The 16967-nt window shown below is 71.6% G+C and carries 15 protein-coding genes; 6 read left to right on the top strand and 9 right to left on the bottom strand.

The window, feature by feature from the left end; genetic code table 11:
• Positions 1-993, bottom strand: coding sequence for an aldo/keto reductase (locus ACNNMR_RS21820; RefSeq protein ID WP_419996343.1), 993 nt, complete (start codon positions 991-993; stop codon positions 1-3).
• 62 nt (positions 994-1055) lie between these two features.
• On the opposite strand from ACNNMR_RS21820, the gene ACNNMR_RS21815 reads away from it, so the two are divergent.
• Positions 1056-1931: a LysR family transcriptional regulator gene (locus ACNNMR_RS21815; RefSeq protein ID WP_419996342.1), complete on the top strand. Its 876-nt coding sequence runs from the start codon at positions 1056-1058 to the stop codon at positions 1929-1931.
• Here the strand turns inward: ACNNMR_RS21815 and ACNNMR_RS21810 are convergent.
• A complete protein-coding gene (locus tag ACNNMR_RS21810; protein ID WP_419996341.1) occupies positions 1928-2521 on the bottom strand; it encodes an NADPH-dependent FMN reductase in 594 nt (197 codons plus the stop codon). The two genes, ACNNMR_RS21815 and ACNNMR_RS21810, sit on opposite strands and share 4 nt — an antisense overlap.
• Positions 2522-2624: 103 nt before the next feature.
• On the opposite strand from ACNNMR_RS21810, the gene ACNNMR_RS21805 reads away from it, so the two are divergent.
• Positions 2625-3482, top strand: a complete 858-nt coding sequence (locus tag ACNNMR_RS21805) for a helix-turn-helix domain-containing protein (RefSeq protein ID WP_419996340.1) — start codon at positions 2625-2627, stop codon at positions 3480-3482.
• An 81-nt stretch (positions 3483-3563) separates the two neighbouring features.
• Here the strand turns inward: ACNNMR_RS21805 and ACNNMR_RS21800 are convergent, their stop codons facing one another.
• The gene (locus ACNNMR_RS21800; RefSeq protein ID WP_420000433.1) at positions 3564-4679 is read right to left on the bottom strand and encodes an AI-2E family transporter; all 1116 of its coding nucleotides are present in this window, start codon (positions 4677-4679) and stop codon (positions 3564-3566) included.
• Positions 4680-4917: 238 nt separating this feature from the next.
• Here ACNNMR_RS21800 and ACNNMR_RS21795 point away from each other — a divergent pair, with 238 nt between their 5' ends.
• Both ACNNMR_RS21795 and lpdA read left to right on the top strand, forming a co-directional pair.
• Complete coding sequence (locus ACNNMR_RS21795; protein ID WP_419996339.1) at positions 4918-7074, top strand: ATP-binding protein; 2157 nt, start codon at positions 4918-4920, stop codon at positions 7072-7074.
• Between the two features lie 47 nt (positions 7075-7121).
• The gene (gene lpdA / locus ACNNMR_RS21790; protein WP_419996338.1) at positions 7122-8525 is read left to right on the top strand and encodes a dihydrolipoyl dehydrogenase; all 1404 of its coding nucleotides are present in this window, start codon (positions 7122-7124) and stop codon (positions 8523-8525) included.
• Positions 8526-8593: 68 nt separating this feature from the next.
• Here the strand turns inward: lpdA and ACNNMR_RS21785 are convergent, their stop codons facing one another.
• Genes ACNNMR_RS21785 through ACNNMR_RS21760 form a run of 6 tightly spaced genes read right to left on the bottom strand, consistent with a single transcriptional unit; the run spans position 8594 to position 13916 of the window.
• Complete coding sequence (locus ACNNMR_RS21785) at positions 8594-8770, bottom strand: hypothetical protein (protein WP_419996337.1); 177 nt, start codon at positions 8768-8770, stop codon at positions 8594-8596.
• Between the two features lie 18 nt (positions 8771-8788).
• The gene (locus tag ACNNMR_RS21780) at positions 8789-9277 is read right to left on the bottom strand and encodes a VOC family protein (protein ID WP_419996336.1); all 489 of its coding nucleotides are present in this window, start codon (positions 9275-9277) and stop codon (positions 8789-8791) included.
• 33 nt (positions 9278-9310) lie between these two features.
• A complete protein-coding gene (locus ACNNMR_RS21775) occupies positions 9311-10717 on the bottom strand; it encodes a GH1 family beta-glucosidase (RefSeq protein WP_419996335.1) in 1407 nt (468 codons plus the stop codon).
• A complete protein-coding gene (locus ACNNMR_RS21770) occupies positions 10714-11577 on the bottom strand; it encodes a carbohydrate ABC transporter permease (protein ID WP_419996334.1) in 864 nt (287 codons plus the stop codon). The genes ACNNMR_RS21775 and ACNNMR_RS21770 overlap by 4 nt, the downstream gene beginning before the upstream one ends.
• The gene (locus ACNNMR_RS21765) at positions 11570-12574 is read right to left on the bottom strand and encodes a carbohydrate ABC transporter permease (RefSeq protein WP_419996333.1); all 1005 of its coding nucleotides are present in this window, start codon (positions 12572-12574) and stop codon (positions 11570-11572) included. The genes ACNNMR_RS21770 and ACNNMR_RS21765 overlap by 8 nt, the downstream gene beginning before the upstream one ends.
• Before the next feature lie 7 nt (positions 12575-12581).
• Positions 12582-13916 carry an ABC transporter substrate-binding protein gene (locus ACNNMR_RS21760; protein WP_419996332.1) on the bottom strand — a complete coding sequence of 445 codons (1335 nt, stop codon included), beginning with the start codon at positions 13914-13916 and terminating at the stop codon, positions 12582-12584.
• Positions 13917-14056: 140 nt separating this feature from the next.
• On the opposite strand from ACNNMR_RS21760, the gene ACNNMR_RS21755 reads away from it, so the two are divergent.
• Positions 14057-15283, top strand: a complete 1227-nt coding sequence (locus tag ACNNMR_RS21755) for an ROK family protein (protein WP_419996331.1) — start codon at positions 14057-14059, stop codon at positions 15281-15283.
• A 64-nt stretch (positions 15284-15347) separates the two neighbouring features.
• Entirely contained in the window at positions 15348-16919 is a 1572-nt protein-coding gene (locus tag ACNNMR_RS21750) for a substrate-binding domain-containing protein (protein WP_419996330.1), read from the top strand.
• Positions 16920-16967: the final 48 nt, after the last annotated feature.

The following is a 16967-nucleotide window of genomic DNA, read 5'->3' as shown; positions in this document are numbered from 1 at the left end:
TTAGATCAGCTTCGCGCCGCCCTCCGGCGACAGCCCCGTCAGCGCCTCGTCGATACGGGCCAGCGTGTCCGCGTGCAGGTCGATACGGGCCGCCGCCAGGTTCTCCGCGATGTGCGCGGGGGTGCGGCTGCCCGGGATCGGGACCACGTGGTCGTCCTGGTGGAGGAGCCAGGCCAGGGCGAGCTGGCCGGGGGTGATGCCCAGGTCCGCGGCGATGGTGCGGAGGGGGGCGAAGCGGTCGTGGTTCTTCTTGAGGTTGGCGTCGTCGAAGGCGGCGATGTTGCGGCGGAAGTCGCCCTCGGGGACGTCCGTGACCGAGCCGGTCAGGAAGCCCGTACCCAAGGGCCCCCACGCCACCAGGCCGACGCCCAGCTCGCGGGCGGCCGCGTGCAGGTCCGCGGCGATGGGCGTCCACATGGACCACTGGGTCTGCACCGCCGCGATCGGGTGCACGGCGTGGGCGCGGCGCAGCTGGTCGGCGGTGACATTGGAGAGGCCCAGGTGGCGGACCTTGCCGGCCGTCACCAGCTCGGCCATGGCGCCGACCGTGTCCTCCAGCGGGACCTCGGGGTCGGGGAAGTGGGCGTAGTAGAGGTCGATGCGGTCGGTCCGCAGGTTGCGGAGGGAGGACTCGGCGTAGCCCGGGAGGTACTTCGGGTCGCCGTTCACCGCGAGCTCGCCGAAGGCGTAGTTGACCGGGTAGCGGTGGGATTCGGCGCCCTCGGGGATGGCCAGGCCGAACTTCGTGGCCAGGACCGCGTCGTCGCGGCGGCCGCGCAGGGCCGTGCCGATGAGGCGCTCGTTGTGGCCGTCGGGGCCGTACGCGTCCGAGCTGTCGATCATCGTGGCGCCCTCGTCGAGCGCGGCCTGCAGCGCGCGGGTGCCGCGGGCGTCGTCGGACTCGCCGTAGACGCCGGGTGAGAGGACCATCGCGCCGTAGCCGATGGCGGAGGTCTGCAGCGAGCCGAGGGTGCGGGAAGGAAGCTTCGTCATGCCTTGAATCCTGCGGCGGGGGCGGCCGGGGCGTCCAAGACCCTTTGGTATAACCGATGGTTATGGACGTTCATCTGCGGGATCTCAGGTACTTCGCCGCCGTCGCCGAGGAGTTGAACTTCACGCGGGCGGCGGAGCGCCTGTACGTATCGCAGCCGGCGCTGTCGAAGCAGATCAGGGCGCTGGAGCGGCAGCTCGGCTTTCCGCTCTTCGAGCGGCGGGCGCGGGAGGTGGTGCTCACGCCGCAGGGGGAGGCGCTGCTGCCGCGGGCGGCCGCGGTGGGGGCGGCGTGGGCCGAGGCCGTACGGGAGGCGCGCGCGGCCGGGCCCGCGGGGGCGCTGACGGTCGGGATGCAGACCGCGGTCGGGCGGGATCTGCAGCGGCAGGTGCTGGGTGGCTTCCGGGAGCGTGGGTGGCGGATCTCGCTGCGGCTGGTGAGCTGGGAGGATCCGACGGCCGGGCTCGCGGACGGGGGGTCCGACGTGGCGTTCTGCTGGCTGCCGGTGCCGGGTGCGGAGACGGGCGACTTTCGCGCGCGGGTGCTGGCGCGGGAGGAGCGGTGGGTGGCGCTGCCGGTCGGGCACCGGCTTGCCGGGCGGGATGCGGTGGACTTCGCCGAGCTGCTCGATGAGCCCTTTGTGGCGCTGCCGCGGAGTGCGGGGCCGCTGCGCGACTTCTGGCTGGCGGCCGGGGAGCGGGGCGGGCGGGAGCCGGTGGTCGGGGTGGAGGCGGCCTCGCCCGAGGAGGTCTTCGAGGCGGTGGGGGCGGGGCTCGGCGTCGTACTGCTGGCGGAGGGCAATGCCCGGCTGTACCCGCGCCCCGACCTCGTCCACCTGCCGGTGCGCGGCCTCGCCCCGAGCGAGCTGGCGCTGCTGTGGCGGGCCGACGACCGGCGGGCGGAGGTGGCGGAGTTCGTGGCGGCGTTTCCGGAGGCCTAGGCGGCGCGTCCTGCTCTAGCCGCGCGCAGGGCCGTACCCCACCAGTGCAGGTCGTCGAGGGTGCGCTGGGCGTCGGCCGCCGCGTACTCGGGCGGGTTCCAGGAGCCGTCCTCGGCCAGGTGGACGTAATAGCGCGGGAAGGACACATACTCGCGGACGCTGTGCGCGCCGACCTCGCCGAAGACCTGGCGGAGCTGCTCGATGGCGAGGAGGCCGCCGGAGCCGCCGCTGTAGCCGACGAAGGCGACGGCCTTGGCCTTCCATTCGGTGAAGTACCAGTCGATCGCCGCCTTCAGCGCGGCCGGGAAGCTGCGGTTGTACTCGGGCGTGAGGATCACGTACGCGTCGGCCGCCGCGATCCGGCGGGTGAGGGCGGCCATGTGGTCGGGGCGGGGCAGGTCGGGGTCGATCGCGGGTGGGGTCGGGGGGAGTTCGAGGGGGAGCCGCTCGTCGGCCAGGTCGATGATGTCCACGTCGAAGTCGCCGCGGTCGGCGAGCTGTTTGCCGAACCAGTCCGCGACGACCGGTGCGAAGCGGCCCTCGCGGACGCTGCCGATGATGACTGCGAGTTTGAGCGGTGTATGCGTCATGGCTACGAGCGTGAGGGTGATGGCGCAGGTCAGGGAGGCCGGGCGGAGGGTGGTAGGGACAGGGCCACGCTATGGGCGGGCGGCCGCTGTTACGTTCGTTGGTATGAGCGACAACGAGCTCGGGCTCTTCCTCCGCGTCCGTCGCGAGGCCGTCACCCCCGCGGAGGCGGGCCTGCCGACGGGCTCGCGCCGCCGCACGCCGGGGCTGCGCCGCGCGGAGCTGGCGACGCTCGCCGGGGTGAGCGTGGAGTACGTGACCCGCCTCGAGCAGGGCCGCGACCGGCGCCCGTCGGCACCGGTGCTGGGCGCGCTGGCGGATGCGCTGCGGCTCACCACCACGCAGCGCGTGCACCTGCACCGGCTCGCCAAGACCTCCGAGCCCGGCTTCTCCTGCCGGGGCGTGCCGGCGGCGCCCGCGATGACGGTACGGCCCACCGTCCAGGCCCTCCTCGACCGCCTGGAGCCCACCCCCGCGGTCCTGGTCAACGGCCTCGGCGACCTCCTCGCGTGGACGACCGGCTACGAGCGGCTCGCCGCCCCGGCCGGCCTCCTCGACGGCGACCCGCCGAACGTCGCCCGCTACGTCTTCACCGATCCCCGGGCCCGTGATACGTACCCGGACTGGGACCGGGTCGCCGACCAGCAGGTCGCCGCGCTGAAGCAGGGCCCGTACCTGCGGGACGCGGGCGGCGCGGGGCTCGCGGACGAGCTGACTGTCACCGCGGGGGCCGAGTTCACCGGGCGGCTGGAGCGGGTGCCGGGGCTGCCGGACGCGAGCGGGGTCACCCGGTTCGTACACCCGGAGGCGGGCGAGCTGCGGCTGGCCTTCGAGACGCTGGAGCTGCCGGCGGATGACGACCAGCGGATCGTCACCTTGCTGCCGGCGGACCCGGCCGCGGCGACGGCGTTGGACGGTCTGGCCGGAAGGCGGCCGGGGGCGCTGCGGGCGGTGTCGGGGTGAGGGGGCTGTGGATAACTCCGAGGGCTGAGGGCGGCGGGCGATAGCCTGGAAGGGGCGTGGCCCCCGGGAGGGCGGGGACTGTTACTCGCCCCCGCCCCGCCGCCAGGTGTCCCGCAGCCGCCGCGCCATCGAGCGCCCCGGAATCCGCCGGCGCGGCGCGTGCGCCTCGGGGCTCACCTCGTAGCGGGTGATGTACGCGCCGAGGAACGCCTGCAGCGTCGCCGTCGCCGGGATGGCGATCAGCGCGCCGATCGCGCCGAGCAGCGCCGCGCCCGCGATGACCGAGCCGAAGGCGACCGCGGGGTGGATGTCCACCGTCTTCGCGGTGATCTTCGGCTGCAGCAGGTAGTTCTCGAACTGCTGGTAGACCACGACGAAGACGAGCACCCACACCACCGTCCACGGGCTGATCGTGAAGGCCAGCAGCATCGGCAGCGCGCCCGCCAGGTAGGTGCCCACCGTCGGGATGAACTGCGAGATCACGCCCACCCACACCGCCAGCGCGGGCGCGTACGGGAGGCCGAGGATGAGGAACAGGATGTAGTGCGCCACCCCGGAGATCAGCGCCATCAGGCCGCGGGAGTAGATGTAGCCGCCGGTCTTGGCGACCGCGATCTCCCAGGCGCGCAGCACCGCGGCCTGCCGGGCCGGGGGCATCAGCGAGCAGATGGTGCGGCGGAGCTGCGGGCCCTGGGCGGCGAAGTAGAAGGAGAAGAGCAGGATCGTCAGGAAGCGGAAGAGGCCGCCGAGGACGGTGGTGGAGATCGCCCAGGCGTTGTCGGCGGTGTCCTCCAGGTAGTTCTGCACCCACTTGGAGTTGAGGAAGGAGTCCTGCAGCTCGTCCGCGTTGATGTGGGCGTCGAAGGTGTTGTTGATCCAGACGACCACGCGGTCGATGTAGTCGGGGAAGTTCTCCACCATCATCCGGACCTGGTCCGCGATCAGCGAGCCCAACAGCGCGAGGAAGCCGCCCACGACCACGAACACGCCTAGGAACACCAGCCCGGTCGCCGCCCCGCGGCGCATCCCGCGGGCCGCGAGACGGTCGACGGCCGGCTCGACGGCGAGGGCGATGAAGAACGCCACCACGATGTTGAGCAGCAGGCCGAGCAGGCGGTGGAAGGCCCAGTTCGTGAGCAGGAAGGCGCCGTAGAGCGCGAAGGCCAGGACGAGCGCGCGCGGCAGCCAGCGCGGCATCCGGTCCGCGTCGGCGGCGGGGCCGGCGGCACCCTTGTCCGGGCCCCCGGCTCCGTCATCGCGCGGCTGGGGCGTGGCGGGCTCGTCTGATGCGGTCACGGGTCAAGTCTGGCAGCGCTGCGCATGAGCTCACGCTAGAGCGGAACCACGAAGGGCGCATGTGCACGGTCATGCGCCGTTGTGCAAGCCGTTCCGCGCAAAACTGTCGCCGGAGGCTACGGGCGTGCAGACTGAGGCCGTGACGGGGACCGGGATCTGGCGGGCGGGGAATCTGCCTGCCGAGACGTCCAGTTTCATCGGGCGGCGCGATGAAGTCGACGATCTGGCCGCGCTGTTGCCCCGGGTGCGGATGGTGACGCTCGCCGGGGCCGGTGGCGTGGGCAAGACCAGGCTGGCGCTGCGCGCCGCCAACGCGGCGGCGGCCGCCTTCCCCGACGGGGTCTGGCTGGCCGAGCTGTCGCCGCTGCGCGACCCCGCCCTGCTCGCCGTGGAGCTGGAGCGGGTGCTCGGCGTGGCCGACCGTTCCGTACGGCCCGCCGCCGACGTCCTCGCCGAGGCGCTGCGGGACAAGCGGCTGCTGCTGGTGCTCGACTCCTGCGAGCACCTCGTCCCGGCCTGCGCCGAGCTGGTCGTGGACCTGCTGCGGGCCGCGCCCGGGCTGCATCTGCTCGCCACCAGCCGCCAGCCCCTCGGCATCCCCGCCGAGCGCCGCATCGAGGTCGCCCCGCTGCCCGCCGACGGCACCGAGAGCGAGGCCGCGCACCTCTTCCACACCCGGGCCCGGCACGGCCAGGACGAAGCACCCGCCGTCCCGCTGCCCCGCGGCCACGCCGTCGCGGAGATCGTCCGCCGACTGGAGGGCATCCCCCTCGCGATCGAGCTGGCCGCCGCCCGGCTGCGCACCGGCGGCATGACCGCGGGGGAGCTCGCCGAGCGCCTCGGCACCCGCTTCGAGCCGCTCGCCCTGGACGACCGGCGCGGCGGCCACGCCCCCCGGCACCAGGCGCTGCGTACCGCCATCGGGTGGAGCCACGAGCTGTGCACCCCCGCCGAGCGGCTGCTCTGGGCGCGGCTCTCGGTCTTCGCCGGCGGCTTCGACACCAGGGCGGCGGTACGGGTCTGCGCGGGCGGCCCGATCGCCGCGGAACGGGTCCCTGCCACCCTCGACGCCCTCGCCGCCAAGTCCGTCATCCGCCGCGAGGAGCCCGGCGACCGCTACCGGATTCTGGAGACGGTCCGCGAGTACGGCGCGTACTGGCTGCGCGAGCTCGGCGAGGAGCATGTCGTACGCCGCCGCCACCGCGACCACTACCTGCGCCTCGCCCAGCAGGCCGATGTCGAGTGGATGGGCCCTGGCCAGGTCGACTGGCACCGGCTCGTCGTCATCGAGAGCGCGAATATCCGCGGCGCCCTCGACTTCTGCCTCGACGGCCCGGACGCCAGGGCGGCGCTGCAGATCGCCGGGGCGCTGTGGTTCCACTGGTTCGCCTGCGGCCACGCCCGCGAGGGGCGGCACTACCTGGGGGAGGCCCTCGGCCGTACGGCCATCAGCTCGGGGCCGGGCGCCGGGCTCAGCGCGGGTCTGAGTGCGGAGCCCGATCCCGTACGCGCCAAAGCCCTGTGGGCCTGCGCCCTCGCCGCCATCGCCCAGGGCGACCTGATGGCCGCCCCGCAGCTGGCCGCCGCCTTCCGGGCCGCCGTCGACGACTCGCCCGGCGCCCAGGCCGCCGCCGCCCACCTGGACGGCGCCATCCACAGCCTGACCGGCGACCAGGAGGCGGCCCGCGCCGTCCTCGAAGCCGGCCCCGACCCGGCGCTGCGCTACGGCGGCGACTATCCGGCGGGCTGGTACCTGGTGCAGACCGCGCGCGCCTTCGTCCACGTGCACCGGAGCGAGTACGAGGCGGCGGTGCGGGTGTCGCGGCGGCTGCGCGACGAGGCGGCTGCCCGTGGTGAGGTCTGGTGCCGGGCCTGGGCCGACTACATGATCGCGCTGGCCGAGCTCGGCCGCGGCGACACCGCCGCGGCGGCGGCCCACGCCCGTACTGCCCTGGACGGCAAGTGGCGGCTGCACGACAGCCTCGGCAGCGCCATGACCGTCGACGTCCTCGCCCAGGCCGCCGCCCGCCCCGGCTCGGCCTGCGACGGTCGGCGCGCGGCCCGGCTGCTCGGCGCGGGCGACCGCATCTGGCACACCCTCGGCGTGCCCCAGATGGGCATGCCCGAGCTGATCGCGGCCCGCGCCGCCTGCGAGAAGCAGGCACTCGCCGCGGCGGGCGAGACGGCCTTCCACGAGGCGTACGAGGAGGGCCTCACGATGCGTCCGGAGGACGCCGTGGCATACGCCCGTGAGGGGGACGATCACGGCTCTGACCAGGCACGGAAGGGCCCGTAGGGTGCCCGCGGCGGCACTACCGCCGCCAGGTGATTACCGTTGGTGGCATGAGCGAACACTTCGACGTTGTTGTGCTGGGCGCTGGACCCGGCGGGTACACCGCGGCCGTACGGGCCTCCCAACTGGGCCTCAGGACCGCGGTTGTGGAGGAGAAGTACTGGGGCGGGGTGTGTCTGAACGTCGGGTGCATCCCGTCGAAGGCGCTGCTGCGCAATGCGGAGCTCGCGCACATCTTCCGGGATGAGCAGAAGACCTTCGGGATCCAGGTCGACGGCCAGGTCAGCTTCGACTACGGCAAGGCCTTCGAGCGCAGCCGCAAGGTCGCCGACGGCCGGGTCGCGGGCATCCACTACCTGACCAAGAAGAACAAGATCAAGGAATTCGAGGGCCGCGGCACCTTCCAGGACGACCGCACCCTGCAGGTCGCGCTGAGCGCCGGCGGCACCGAGACGGTCACCTTCGACAACGTGATCATCGCCGCGGGTGCGACGACGAAGCTGCTGCCGGGCACGGCGCTGTCCGAGCGCGTCGTGACCTACGAGGAGCAGATCCTCTCCTCCGACCTGCCCGGCTCGATCATCATCGCCGGGGCCGGCGCGATCGGCGTCGAGTTCGCGTACGTGCTGAAGAACTACGGCGTGGACGTGACCATCGTCGAGTTCCTCGACCGGATGGTGCCGACCGAGGACGCGGACGTGTCCAAGGAGCTGCTGAAGCACTACAAGAAGCTCGGCGTGAACGTCATGACGTCGACCAGGGTGGACGCGATCGACGACTCCGGCCCGAAGGTCAAGGTCACCGTCACCGGCAAGGACGGCGCCCAGCAGGTCCTGGAGGCCGACAAGGTGCTGCAGGCCATCGGCTTCCAGCCGCGGGTCGAGGGCTACGGCCTGGAGAACACCGGCGTGAAGCTCACCGACCGCGGCGCGATCGACGTCGACGGCCGGGGCCGTACCAACGTCCCGCACATCTACGCCATCGGCGACGTCACCGCCAAGCTGATGCTCGCGCACGCCGCCGAGGCGATGGCGGTCATCACGGCCGAGACGATCGGCGGCGCGGAGACGATGGAGGTGGACTTCCCGATGATCCCGCGGGCCACCTACTGCCAGCCGCAGATCGCCTCCTTCGGCTACACCGAGGCGCAGGCGAAGGAGAAGGGCTTCGACGTCCAGGTCATGAAGTTCCCGTTCTCCGCGAACGGCAAGGCCCACGGCCTCGGCGACGCGGTGGGCTTCGTGAAGGTGATCTCGGACGCCAAGTACGGCGAGCTGCTCGGCGCGCACCTGATCGGCCCCGAGGTGACGGAGCTGCTGCCGGAGCTGACCCTGGCCCAGCAGTGGGACCTGACGGTCCACGAGGTCGGCCGGAACGTGCACGCGCACCCGACGCTCGGCGAGGCGGTCAAGGAGGCCATCCACGGCCTCGCGGGCCACATGATCAACATGTAGCGCCAGCCGCGTCGTGAACAGGGCCCGGAGCGGTTGCCGCTCCGGGCCCTGTCACGTCGTGCGCGCCATCACGCGCCGTCGAGCGCCTCGGTGATCTTGCGGATCATCGCCGCCGCGACCGGGCCGGTCCCGCGCTTGTTCGTACGGACGGCCTCCTCGACGGCGATGAGGACGGTGCTACGGAAGTTGTCGGCCTCGGCCGCGTCCTGCTTCTTCAGCAGGGCGACGGACCCGGTCAGCGCCATGCTGCCGAGGGCGGGCCGTCACACCTTGCCGTCGGCGGCGTCCTCCGCCGCCTGGATGTCGAGTTTGTGCATCTTGAGCATGGCCGCGGTGGCGCGGTCGGCCCGCTCGGGGTCGGGGTCGGTGGTCAGCTCGATGATGCGGCGCGGGACGACCTGCCAGGACAGGCCGTACTTGTCCTTCACCCAGCCGCACGGGCCCTGCTCGCCGCCGTCGGCGATGAGCTTCTCCGTCATGTCGTCGACCTCGTCCTGGCCGCCGACGTCGATGCTCAGCGAGATCGCCTCGGTGAACTTGAACTGCGGGCCGCCGTTGAGACCCATGTACTGCTGCCCGTCGAGCTCGAAGACGACGGTCAGGACCTCGCCGGGGGTGCCGCCGACCGTGGCGATCGACTTGCTCGCGTGCGTGACCTCGGTGATCTTCGAGTTCGGGAAGACGGACGTGTAGAACTCGGCGGCCTCCTTGGCCTGACCGTCGAACCACAGACAGGGAGTGATCTTCGGCATGATGCTGTCTCCTCAGGCGCTGGAATGTCTCTCTTAAGTAGGGAGACAACCCGCGGCTGGAAAACTCATCGGTGTCCGACACGCCCGCACCAGCTCCGCGTACCGCCGCCCGCTGTCCTTCACCGTCCGCCGCTGCGTCTCGTAGTCGACGTGGACCAGGCCGAAGCGCTTGTCGTAGCCGTAGGCCCACTCGAAGTTGTCCAGCAGCGACCAGGCGAAATACCCCGCCAGCGGGACGCCCTCGGCGACCGCCGCCGCGCAGGCGGCCAGGTGCTCGTCCAGGTAGCGGACCCGCTCGGGGTCGTGGACGCGGCCGTCCGGCGTCACCGTGTCCGGGTAGGCGGACCCGTTCTCCGTTACGTAGACGCGCCGCGGCCCGTAGTCCTTCGTCAGCCGCCGCAGCGTCTTCCGCAGCCCGTCCGCGTGCACCTCCCACCCCATCGCCGTGCGCCGCGCCTCGGGCGGCAGCGCGATCTGCCGGGCGTACGGGACCGGGCCCGACGGATCGGCCGCGACCACATTGCGGAAGTAGTAGTTCAGGCCGAGCCAATCCAGCGGCGCCGCGATCGTCGCCAGGTCTCCCGGCCGCTCCGGCAGCTCCACCCCGTACAGCTCCCGCATGTCCGCCGGATAGCCGCGGCCGTGGATCGGATCCATCCACCACCGGTTCGTATGCCCGTCGGACCGCCACGCCGCCGCCACATCCGCGTCCGAGCCGGAGGCGGGCTCGCAGTGCGTGAGGTTGTTGACGAGGCCGATCCGCGCGCCCGGCACCGCCGCGCGCAGCGCCTGCACGGCGAGGCCGTGGCCGAGGTGGAGGTGGTACGAGGCCCGTACCGCCGCCTTCAGGTCGGTCAGGCCCGGAGCCATCGCCCCGTCGAGGTGGCCGATCCAGGCCGAGCAGAGCGGCTCGTTGAGCGTCGTCCAGTGCGTGATGCGGTCGCCGAGCCGGTCCGCGACCACCGCCGCGTACGCCGCGAAGTGCTCGGCCGTCTCCCGCTCCGGCCAGCCGCCGCGGTCCTGGAGGACCTGCGGCAGATCCCAGTGGTAGAGCGTCGGATACGGGGTGATGCCCGCCTCCAGCAGCGCGTCCGTCAGCCGGTCGTAGAAGGCGAGGCCCTTTTCATTGACCGCCCCGTCCCCGCCCGGCACCACCCGCGGCCAGGCGATCGAGAAGCGGTACGCGTCCACGCCCAGCTCCCGCAGCAGCGCGATGTCCTCGGGCCAGCGGTGGTAGTGGTCGCAGGCGACGTCGCCGGTGTCGCCGCCGGCGACCTTGCCCGGGGTGTGGGAGTAGGTGTCCCAGATGGAGGGGGAGCGGCCGTCCTCGGCGACGGCGCCCTCGATCTGGTAGGCGGCGGTGGCCGCGCCCCACACGAAGTCGTGCGGGAGCGCGGAGAGGTTGGGGTCGGGCACGTAATTCCCTTCGGAAAAGGTCACTTGACCGCACCGGCCGTCAGGCCCGCGACGAGATAGCGCTGCAGGAGCAGGAAGCCGGCCACCACCGGGACGCTCACCACCAGGGAGGCGGCCATGACCTGATTCCAGTAGACCTCGGTCTGGTTGGCGTAGCCCTGGAGGCCGACTGAGAGGGTGCGGGTGACGTCGTTGGTCATGACGGAGGCGAAGAGCACCTCGCCCCAGGCGGTCATGAAGGAGTAGATCGCCACGGCCACGATGCCGGGCAGCGCGGCCGGCACCACGACGCGGAAGAGCGCGCCGAGCGCCCCGCACCCGTCGACCTGCGCCGCCTCGTCCAAGTCCCGCGGGATGGAGTCGAGATAGCCGACCAGCATCCAGATGGAGAAGGGGAGGGTGAAGGTCATGTAGGTGAGGATGAGCCCGCCGCGGGAGCCGTAGAGGGCGATCCCCGTCGTATTGCCGATGTTGACGAAGATCAGGAACAGCGGCAGCAGGAAGAGAATCCCCGGGAACATCTGCGTGGACAGCACCGTCACCGTGAAGGCCCGCTTGCCGCGGAAGCGATAGCGGCTGACGGCGTACGCGGCGAAGACGGCGATGACGACCGAGCAGCCGGTCGCGGCGCCCGCCACGATCAGGGAGTTGATGAAGTAGCGGGCGAGCGGGACGGTCTCCCAGATGTCGAGGTACGGCTGGATGGTCAGCCCGCTCGGGATCCAGCGGAAGGCGCCGGTGACGTCCTCAAGCGGCTTGAGCGAGCTGGACAGCATCACGTACACGGGCGTGACGGCGAAGACCGTCAGGAGGGTGAGCAGGACGCGCCGGGTCCAGATGAAGGAGGCCGGCGGCGCGGTCGGAAACCTGTGGGTACTAGACATCAGCGCTCTTCCTCCCCCGGCTCGTCACCAGCAGATAGACGGCGGTCACCAGCAGCAGGAAGAGCAGCAGGAGTACGGACATGGCCGACCCCGAGCCGAAGTTCCAGGTGACGAAGGACGATTGATAGATGTGGATCGAGATGATGTCCGCCGCCTCCGGGGCCGATTTGCCGAAGAGGATGTACGGGACGTTGAAGTCGTTGAAGGTCCACAGGAAGAGGACGAGGACCAGCACCTGGTTCACCGCGCGCAGCGACGGGAGCGTGATGCGGCGGATCTGCTGCCAGATGCCGGCGCCGTCGATGGCGGACGCCTCGTAGATCTCCCGCGGGATGTTCTGCAGCGCCGCCATCACCACCAGGAAGGCGAACGGCCAGGTGCGCCAGACGGCGACGACGACCAGCGAGACGAAGGAATTGTCGCCGATCAGCCAGAAGGTGGGCTGGTCGGTGAGGCCGAGCTGATCGTGCAGCACGTGGTTGACCAGCCCATTGTCGCGCTGCAGCATGAACGACCAGGTGATCACGGCGGTGTACACGGGCAGCGCGTACGGCGTGAGAAAGAGCGCCCGCAGCAGGCCGCGCCCGCGGAACTGCTCCTGCATCAGAATCGCGGCCGTCACCCCGAGCAGCCACGAGAAGCCGACCGCGAGCACGGTGAAGGCGCAGGTGACCCCGAAGGACCGGAGCAGCGCCTCGCCGACCGGAGCGTCGAAGTCGACCGCGACCCGGAAGTTGTCGAGGCCGCGCCACGGGGCGGCGCCCCAGTCGCGGATGTAGTTCTGGGTGAGCTCCTTGAAGGCCATCACCACGCCGACGGCCATCGGGATCAGGTGGATCAGCAGCTCCAGCAGGAGCGCGGGAAGCAGAAGCAGATACGGCAGTCCGCCGCGCTTGACGCGATCGAGGACCCGCCGCCGGGCGGGCCGCCCCCGGCCGGCCGTGGGGAGGTCGCCGGCCGGGGGCGTGCTGCGGTGCGGGGAGGTCGTGGTGGTCATCGACGCATCACTTCTGCATCTGCTGCTGGGCCTTGGTCAGGCGCTCCTTCACCGCTGCTTCGGTGATGGATGTGCCGGCGGCGGCGTCGGCGAAGAGTTCCTTCATGGCGGTGCCGATGAGGGTTTCGAACTTTGACTCGTCGGGGACCTGCGGCAGCGGGGCGGAGGTCTTGGCGAGGGTCTCGCGGAGGACCTTCTGCTCGGCGTTGTTGAAGGTCGCGTCGTCCTGGGCGGCCTTGACCGGCGGGATGGAGCCGTAGGTGCCGTTGAGCTTCTTCTGCTCGGCGTCGGAGGTCATGAACTTCACGAACTTCAGGGCGCCGTCCCGGTTGTCGCTGTTCTTGAAGACGGCCATGTTGATGCCGGCGACCATGGAGTTGACGGCCTTCGGGCCCGAGGTGGCGCCGGCCTGGAGCGGGATCGGGGCGACGCCGTACTCCTCCGGCTTCATCCCATGCGACTTCAGCGAGCTGCCCGCGGCCTGCCAGAGCAGCATGCCGGCCTTGCCCGTCGCGAAGTCCTTCACCGACTGGTTCTGGGCGTACTCGGCGTTGCCCTTCGCCGCGATCTTGTCTCCGGCGAGGAAGTCCACGTACTGCTTCACGGCCTTGACCGCGCCAGGCGAGTCGAACTGCGGCTTGCCGGCCGAGTCGAAGAAGTCGGCGCCGTGCTGCTTGCCGAAGACGAAGGCGTGGTGCGAGTTCTCCACCGGATTGCCGCCCTCGACCGCGAGCCCGTACTTGCCGCCCTTGGTGAGCTTCTTCCCTACGGAAACGAGGTCGTCCCAGGTCGCCGGGGGTTTGGCGATCCCGGCGTCCTTGAACATCTGCTTGTTGTAGTAGAGCCCGTACGCGAGCGAGTAGATCGGCACCGCCGCCGGGTCCTTGCCCTCGGCACCGGCCGCGGCGAGCGCGGAGGGCGTGAAGCGGTCCTTGCCGCCGATCTTGTCGAGCGTCTTGGCGTCCCACGGCAGCAGCGCCCCGGTGGCCTGCAGCGAGGCCGACCAGGTATTGCCTATGTTGAGCACGTCCGGCCCCTGCCCGGACGTGGTGGCGGCGAGGATCCGGTCGAGGAGGCTGTCCCAGGGGACCACCTCCAGCTTGACCTTGATCCCCGTCTGCTGCTCGAACTTCTTCAGCTCCGGCGTGAGGATCTTCTTGTCCGCCTCGACGCTCGGCCCCTGGTTGCTGGCCCAGTAAGTCAGCTCCTTGGGCTTGGCATTGCTGCCCTCGTCGTCGGTGGACGTCCCCCCGCCGCAGCCCGCGGCGGTGGCGGCGAGGGCCGTGGCGAGGGCGGCGGCTGCGGGGATACGGAGGCGGCGCTGGTACGGCTTGGTCGGCATGGTCGGGTGCCCCTTCTCAAGGCTCGTGCCTTCAACCGGTGAACGCGGTCCCGGGCTTAATTCAGGGCGTGAGTTAAGTAGTGAAAGAAGGGGGAGTCAAGACTTCTCACACACCTTCATGAAGACGTAAGTTGCCACCCATGGCCCCTCGCACCCGCCGCACGGTCCGCGACCTGCGCCGCAACAACCGCGCCACGCTGCTGCGCAAGCTCTACTTCGAAGGACCGCTGAGCCGCCAGGAGTTGGTCCCGGCGACGGACCTGAGCTCGGCGTCGGTGTCCAACGTGTCGGCGGAGCTGCTCTCCGAGGGCCTCCTGGAGGAGGCGGGCTCGGTGGACTCCGACGGCGGCCGCCCCCGCACGCTGCTGCGGGTGGCGCCGCGCAGCGGCTACCTGATCGGCGTCGACGTGGGCGAGACCCGGGTGCGGGTGGAGCTCTTCGACGTAGCCCTGACCGAACTCGCCTGGACGCAGGAGCTGCTGGACGAGGGCCACGCGGTCGAGGCGGTGGTACGGCACGTGGCCGACGGCATAGCCACGGTGCTAGAAGCCGCCGGGGTGCCGGCGGCGGACCTGCTCGGCATCGGCATCGGCGTACCGGGCATCGTGGCGCCGGGCGAGAAAGGCGCCCTGGTCCACGGCCAGACAGTGGGCTGGGATGCCGTACCACTGGAGAATCTGCTCCGCCGGGCGACGCAACTACCGCCGCACATACCGCTGTTCATCGCCAACGGCGCCAGGACCCTCGGCCAGGCCGAGATGTGGTTCGGCGCCGGCCGCGGCACCCGCGACGCCGTCATCGCGCTCATCGGCGTCGGCGTCGGCGCCTGCGTGATCGCCGACGGCGCCCCGCAGCCGGGCGCCGCCGAGTGGGGCCACACCACCGTGCGGCTGCACGGCCGCCGCTGCCGGTGCGGGGCGGACGGCTGCCTGGAGGCGTACGTCGGCGCCGAGGCGGTGCTGGAGCGCTGGCGGGAGGCCGGCGGGCGCCCGGACAGCACGGACGAGGAGGCGGCCTTCGCCGAGCTGCTGGTGTCCGAGGACACGCACGCGGACGCGGTGCTGGCGGAGACCGCGGAGTACCTGGGCGCGGCCATCGCCGACCTGGTCAATCTCTTCAGCCCGGAGCGCATCGTCCTCTCCGGCTGGGCAGGCCTGCTCCTCGGCCCGCGCCTGCTGCCCGCGATCCGCGCGGCGGTGCATACGTACGCGCTGCAATACCCGGCCGCCCGCACCACGGTCACGCTGGGCGAGCTCGGCCGCGACGGCGACGCGGTGGGCGCGGCGACGCTTCCGCTGCGCGCCTTCCTGGACGAGGGCGGCACCCGCCCCGCGGCCCCGGCGGCGAAGCCCGCCAACACCCGGTGAACAGCAGCCGAAGCCTTGCGGGCAAGCCGCTCAAGTAGCCGTTTCCGTACGTAAGTTGCGGAGCGTGGGCAACATACCCTGGGAGATCATCCTCGCCATCGTCGGTGTGGTCGTGCCCGTCATCGCGGCCCTGTGGGAGTTCGTCGTCGTCGGCCGCAAGCGGCTCGGCTACCGCGTTCAGATGGACACCACCGCCACCGACGAGGTTCACTCCGAGCACGCGGGCGCGCTGCAGCAGCTGCAGGAGCCCGGCCGGCCCCCGCTCGCCGAGCCCTCCTTCGTCCTCCTCCGGATCGAGAACAACGGCGCCGTCCACATCGACACCAGCGACTACGCCGTACTCGACGACCAGAAGGTCGGCATCCGGGTGCGCTTCCCCGGGCGCAAGGTCGCCGGGATGGTGGTGACCGAGCTCAGCGACGATTTCCTGCGGCCCGCCTTCGAGGACGACCCCGAGACCGGCGCCGGCTGCGGACTGAACGTGCGCCGCGACGACGGCATCATCGAACTGCCCAAGGTGCCGATGAACCGCGGCGCCCACTACAAGGTCCTCGCCGCCCTCGACCGCGCCCCCGGTGACGGCCCCGCCGCGGGCACCCCGTATCCCGATCCGGTCGTGATCGGCGGCATCAAGGGCGGCGTCGGCAACGGCCGGATCCAGCCGACCCGCAGCAACGTCGGTACCCCGGGCCCCGCGATGGCCCTCGTCGGCTTCCTGGTCATGGTCATCCTCGGCCAGCTCGCCCTCTCCCTCACCCAGGAAGACACCACCGCCGCCCCGCTCGACTGCGCCCGCGGCAAGCTGACGCTCAGCGGCTCGACCGCGTTCGAGCCAGTGCTGAAGGAGGCGGCGAAGGAGTACGCGGACACCTGCCCTGGCACGGACATCGACATCAGCACCCGCGGCAGCATCGAGGGCATCCGCGGCCTCGACGAGGCGGGCCGGAAGGACCGCGCCGTACCCGGCGAACGGCTCGCCTTCACCGACGGCGCCAAGGGCAATGGCTTTCCGCAGCTCCTGCCCCGTCCCGTGGGCCTCTCCCTCTTCACCCTCGTCATCAGCAAGGACGCCGGCGTCTTGGACCTCAGCCGCGACGACATCCGGAAGCTGTACGCGGGCGAGGTCGACAACTGGCAGGACCTCGGCGGCGCCGACCGCCCCGTCCGCCTCGTCGGCCGCTACTCCGACTCCGGCACCCGCAAGACCTTTGAACGCAAGCTGCTCGACGGCAAGCGCGAGCCGGACGAGACGTCCGACGACTGCCGCGAGCGCGCCGAGGGCGCCCCCCGCGGCGTACTGCGCTGCGCGCGCGGCTCCACGCCGGAGGTGCTGGACATGGTGGCCCGCACCCCCGGGGCGCTCGGCTACGCGGAGACCGGCGCCGCGACCGCCCGCCGCGACGTGCGGCCGGTGCGGATCGGCGGCCAGGCGGCGACGCTGGCGGGCGCCGACCACCGGGCGTACCCCTTCTGGGAGACCGAGTACGCGTACACGTACCGCGAACCCCCGGCAGGCTCACTCGCCGCGAGCTTCCTGCGCTACCTGACCAACGAGCTCGGCCGGGACGTGGTCAGGGCGCACGGCCACCGCCCCTGTTCCGAACTGCGGAATCCCGTCCTCTGCCGCCCGGAGTGACGGCTACCATCGGCGGTCCGTACCACCCCTCGCGAACCAGCCAGGAGA

The organism is Streptomyces boninensis (genome assembly GCF_048572725.1).
GTDB lineage: Bacteria > Actinomycetota > Actinomycetes > Streptomycetales > Streptomycetaceae > Streptomyces > Streptomyces boninensis.
The sequence above is the reverse complement of the archived record's forward strand: the minus strand, read 5'-3'. Positions and strand labels throughout refer to the sequence as shown.

What these genes read in the sequence shown, in the direction of transcription:
- ACNNMR_RS21820 (WP_419996343.1), bottom strand. Translation starts at nt 993, where the DNA reads ATGACGAAGCTTCCTTCCCGCACCCTCGGCTCGCTGCAGACCTCCGCC.
- ACNNMR_RS21815 (WP_419996342.1), top strand. Translation starts at nt 1,056, where the DNA reads ATGGACGTTCATCTGCGGGATCTCAGGTACTTCGCCGCCGTCGCCGAG.
- ACNNMR_RS21810 (WP_419996341.1), bottom strand. Translation starts at nt 2,521, where the DNA reads ATGACGCATACACCGCTCAAACTCGCAGTCATCATCGGCAGCGTCCGC.
- ACNNMR_RS21805 (WP_419996340.1), top strand. Translation starts at nt 2,625, where the DNA reads ATGAGCGACAACGAGCTCGGGCTCTTCCTCCGCGTCCGTCGCGAGGCC.
- ACNNMR_RS21800 (WP_420000433.1), bottom strand. Translation starts at nt 4,679, where the DNA reads ATGCCGCGCTGGCTGCCGCGCGCGCTCGTCCTGGCCTTCGCGCTCTAC.
- lpdA (WP_419996338.1), top strand. Translation starts at nt 7,122, where the DNA reads ATGAGCGAACACTTCGACGTTGTTGTGCTGGGCGCTGGACCCGGCGGG.
- ACNNMR_RS21785 (WP_419996337.1), bottom strand. Translation starts at nt 8,770, where the DNA reads ATGGCGCTGACCGGGTCCGTCGCCCTGCTGAAGAAGCAGGACGCGGCC.
- ACNNMR_RS21780 (WP_419996336.1), bottom strand. Translation starts at nt 9,277, where the DNA reads ATGCCGAAGATCACTCCCTGTCTGTGGTTCGACGGTCAGGCCAAGGAG.
- ACNNMR_RS21770 (WP_419996334.1), bottom strand. Translation starts at nt 11,577, where the DNA reads ATGTCTAGTACCCACAGGTTTCCGACCGCGCCGCCGGCCTCCTTCATC.
- ACNNMR_RS21765 (WP_419996333.1), bottom strand. Translation starts at nt 12,574, where the DNA reads ATGACCACCACGACCTCCCCGCACCGCAGCACGCCCCCGGCCGGCGAC.
- ACNNMR_RS21760 (WP_419996332.1), bottom strand. Translation starts at nt 13,916, where the DNA reads ATGCCGACCAAGCCGTACCAGCGCCGCCTCCGTATCCCCGCAGCCGCC.
- ACNNMR_RS21755 (WP_419996331.1), top strand. Translation starts at nt 14,057, where the DNA reads ATGGCCCCTCGCACCCGCCGCACGGTCCGCGACCTGCGCCGCAACAAC.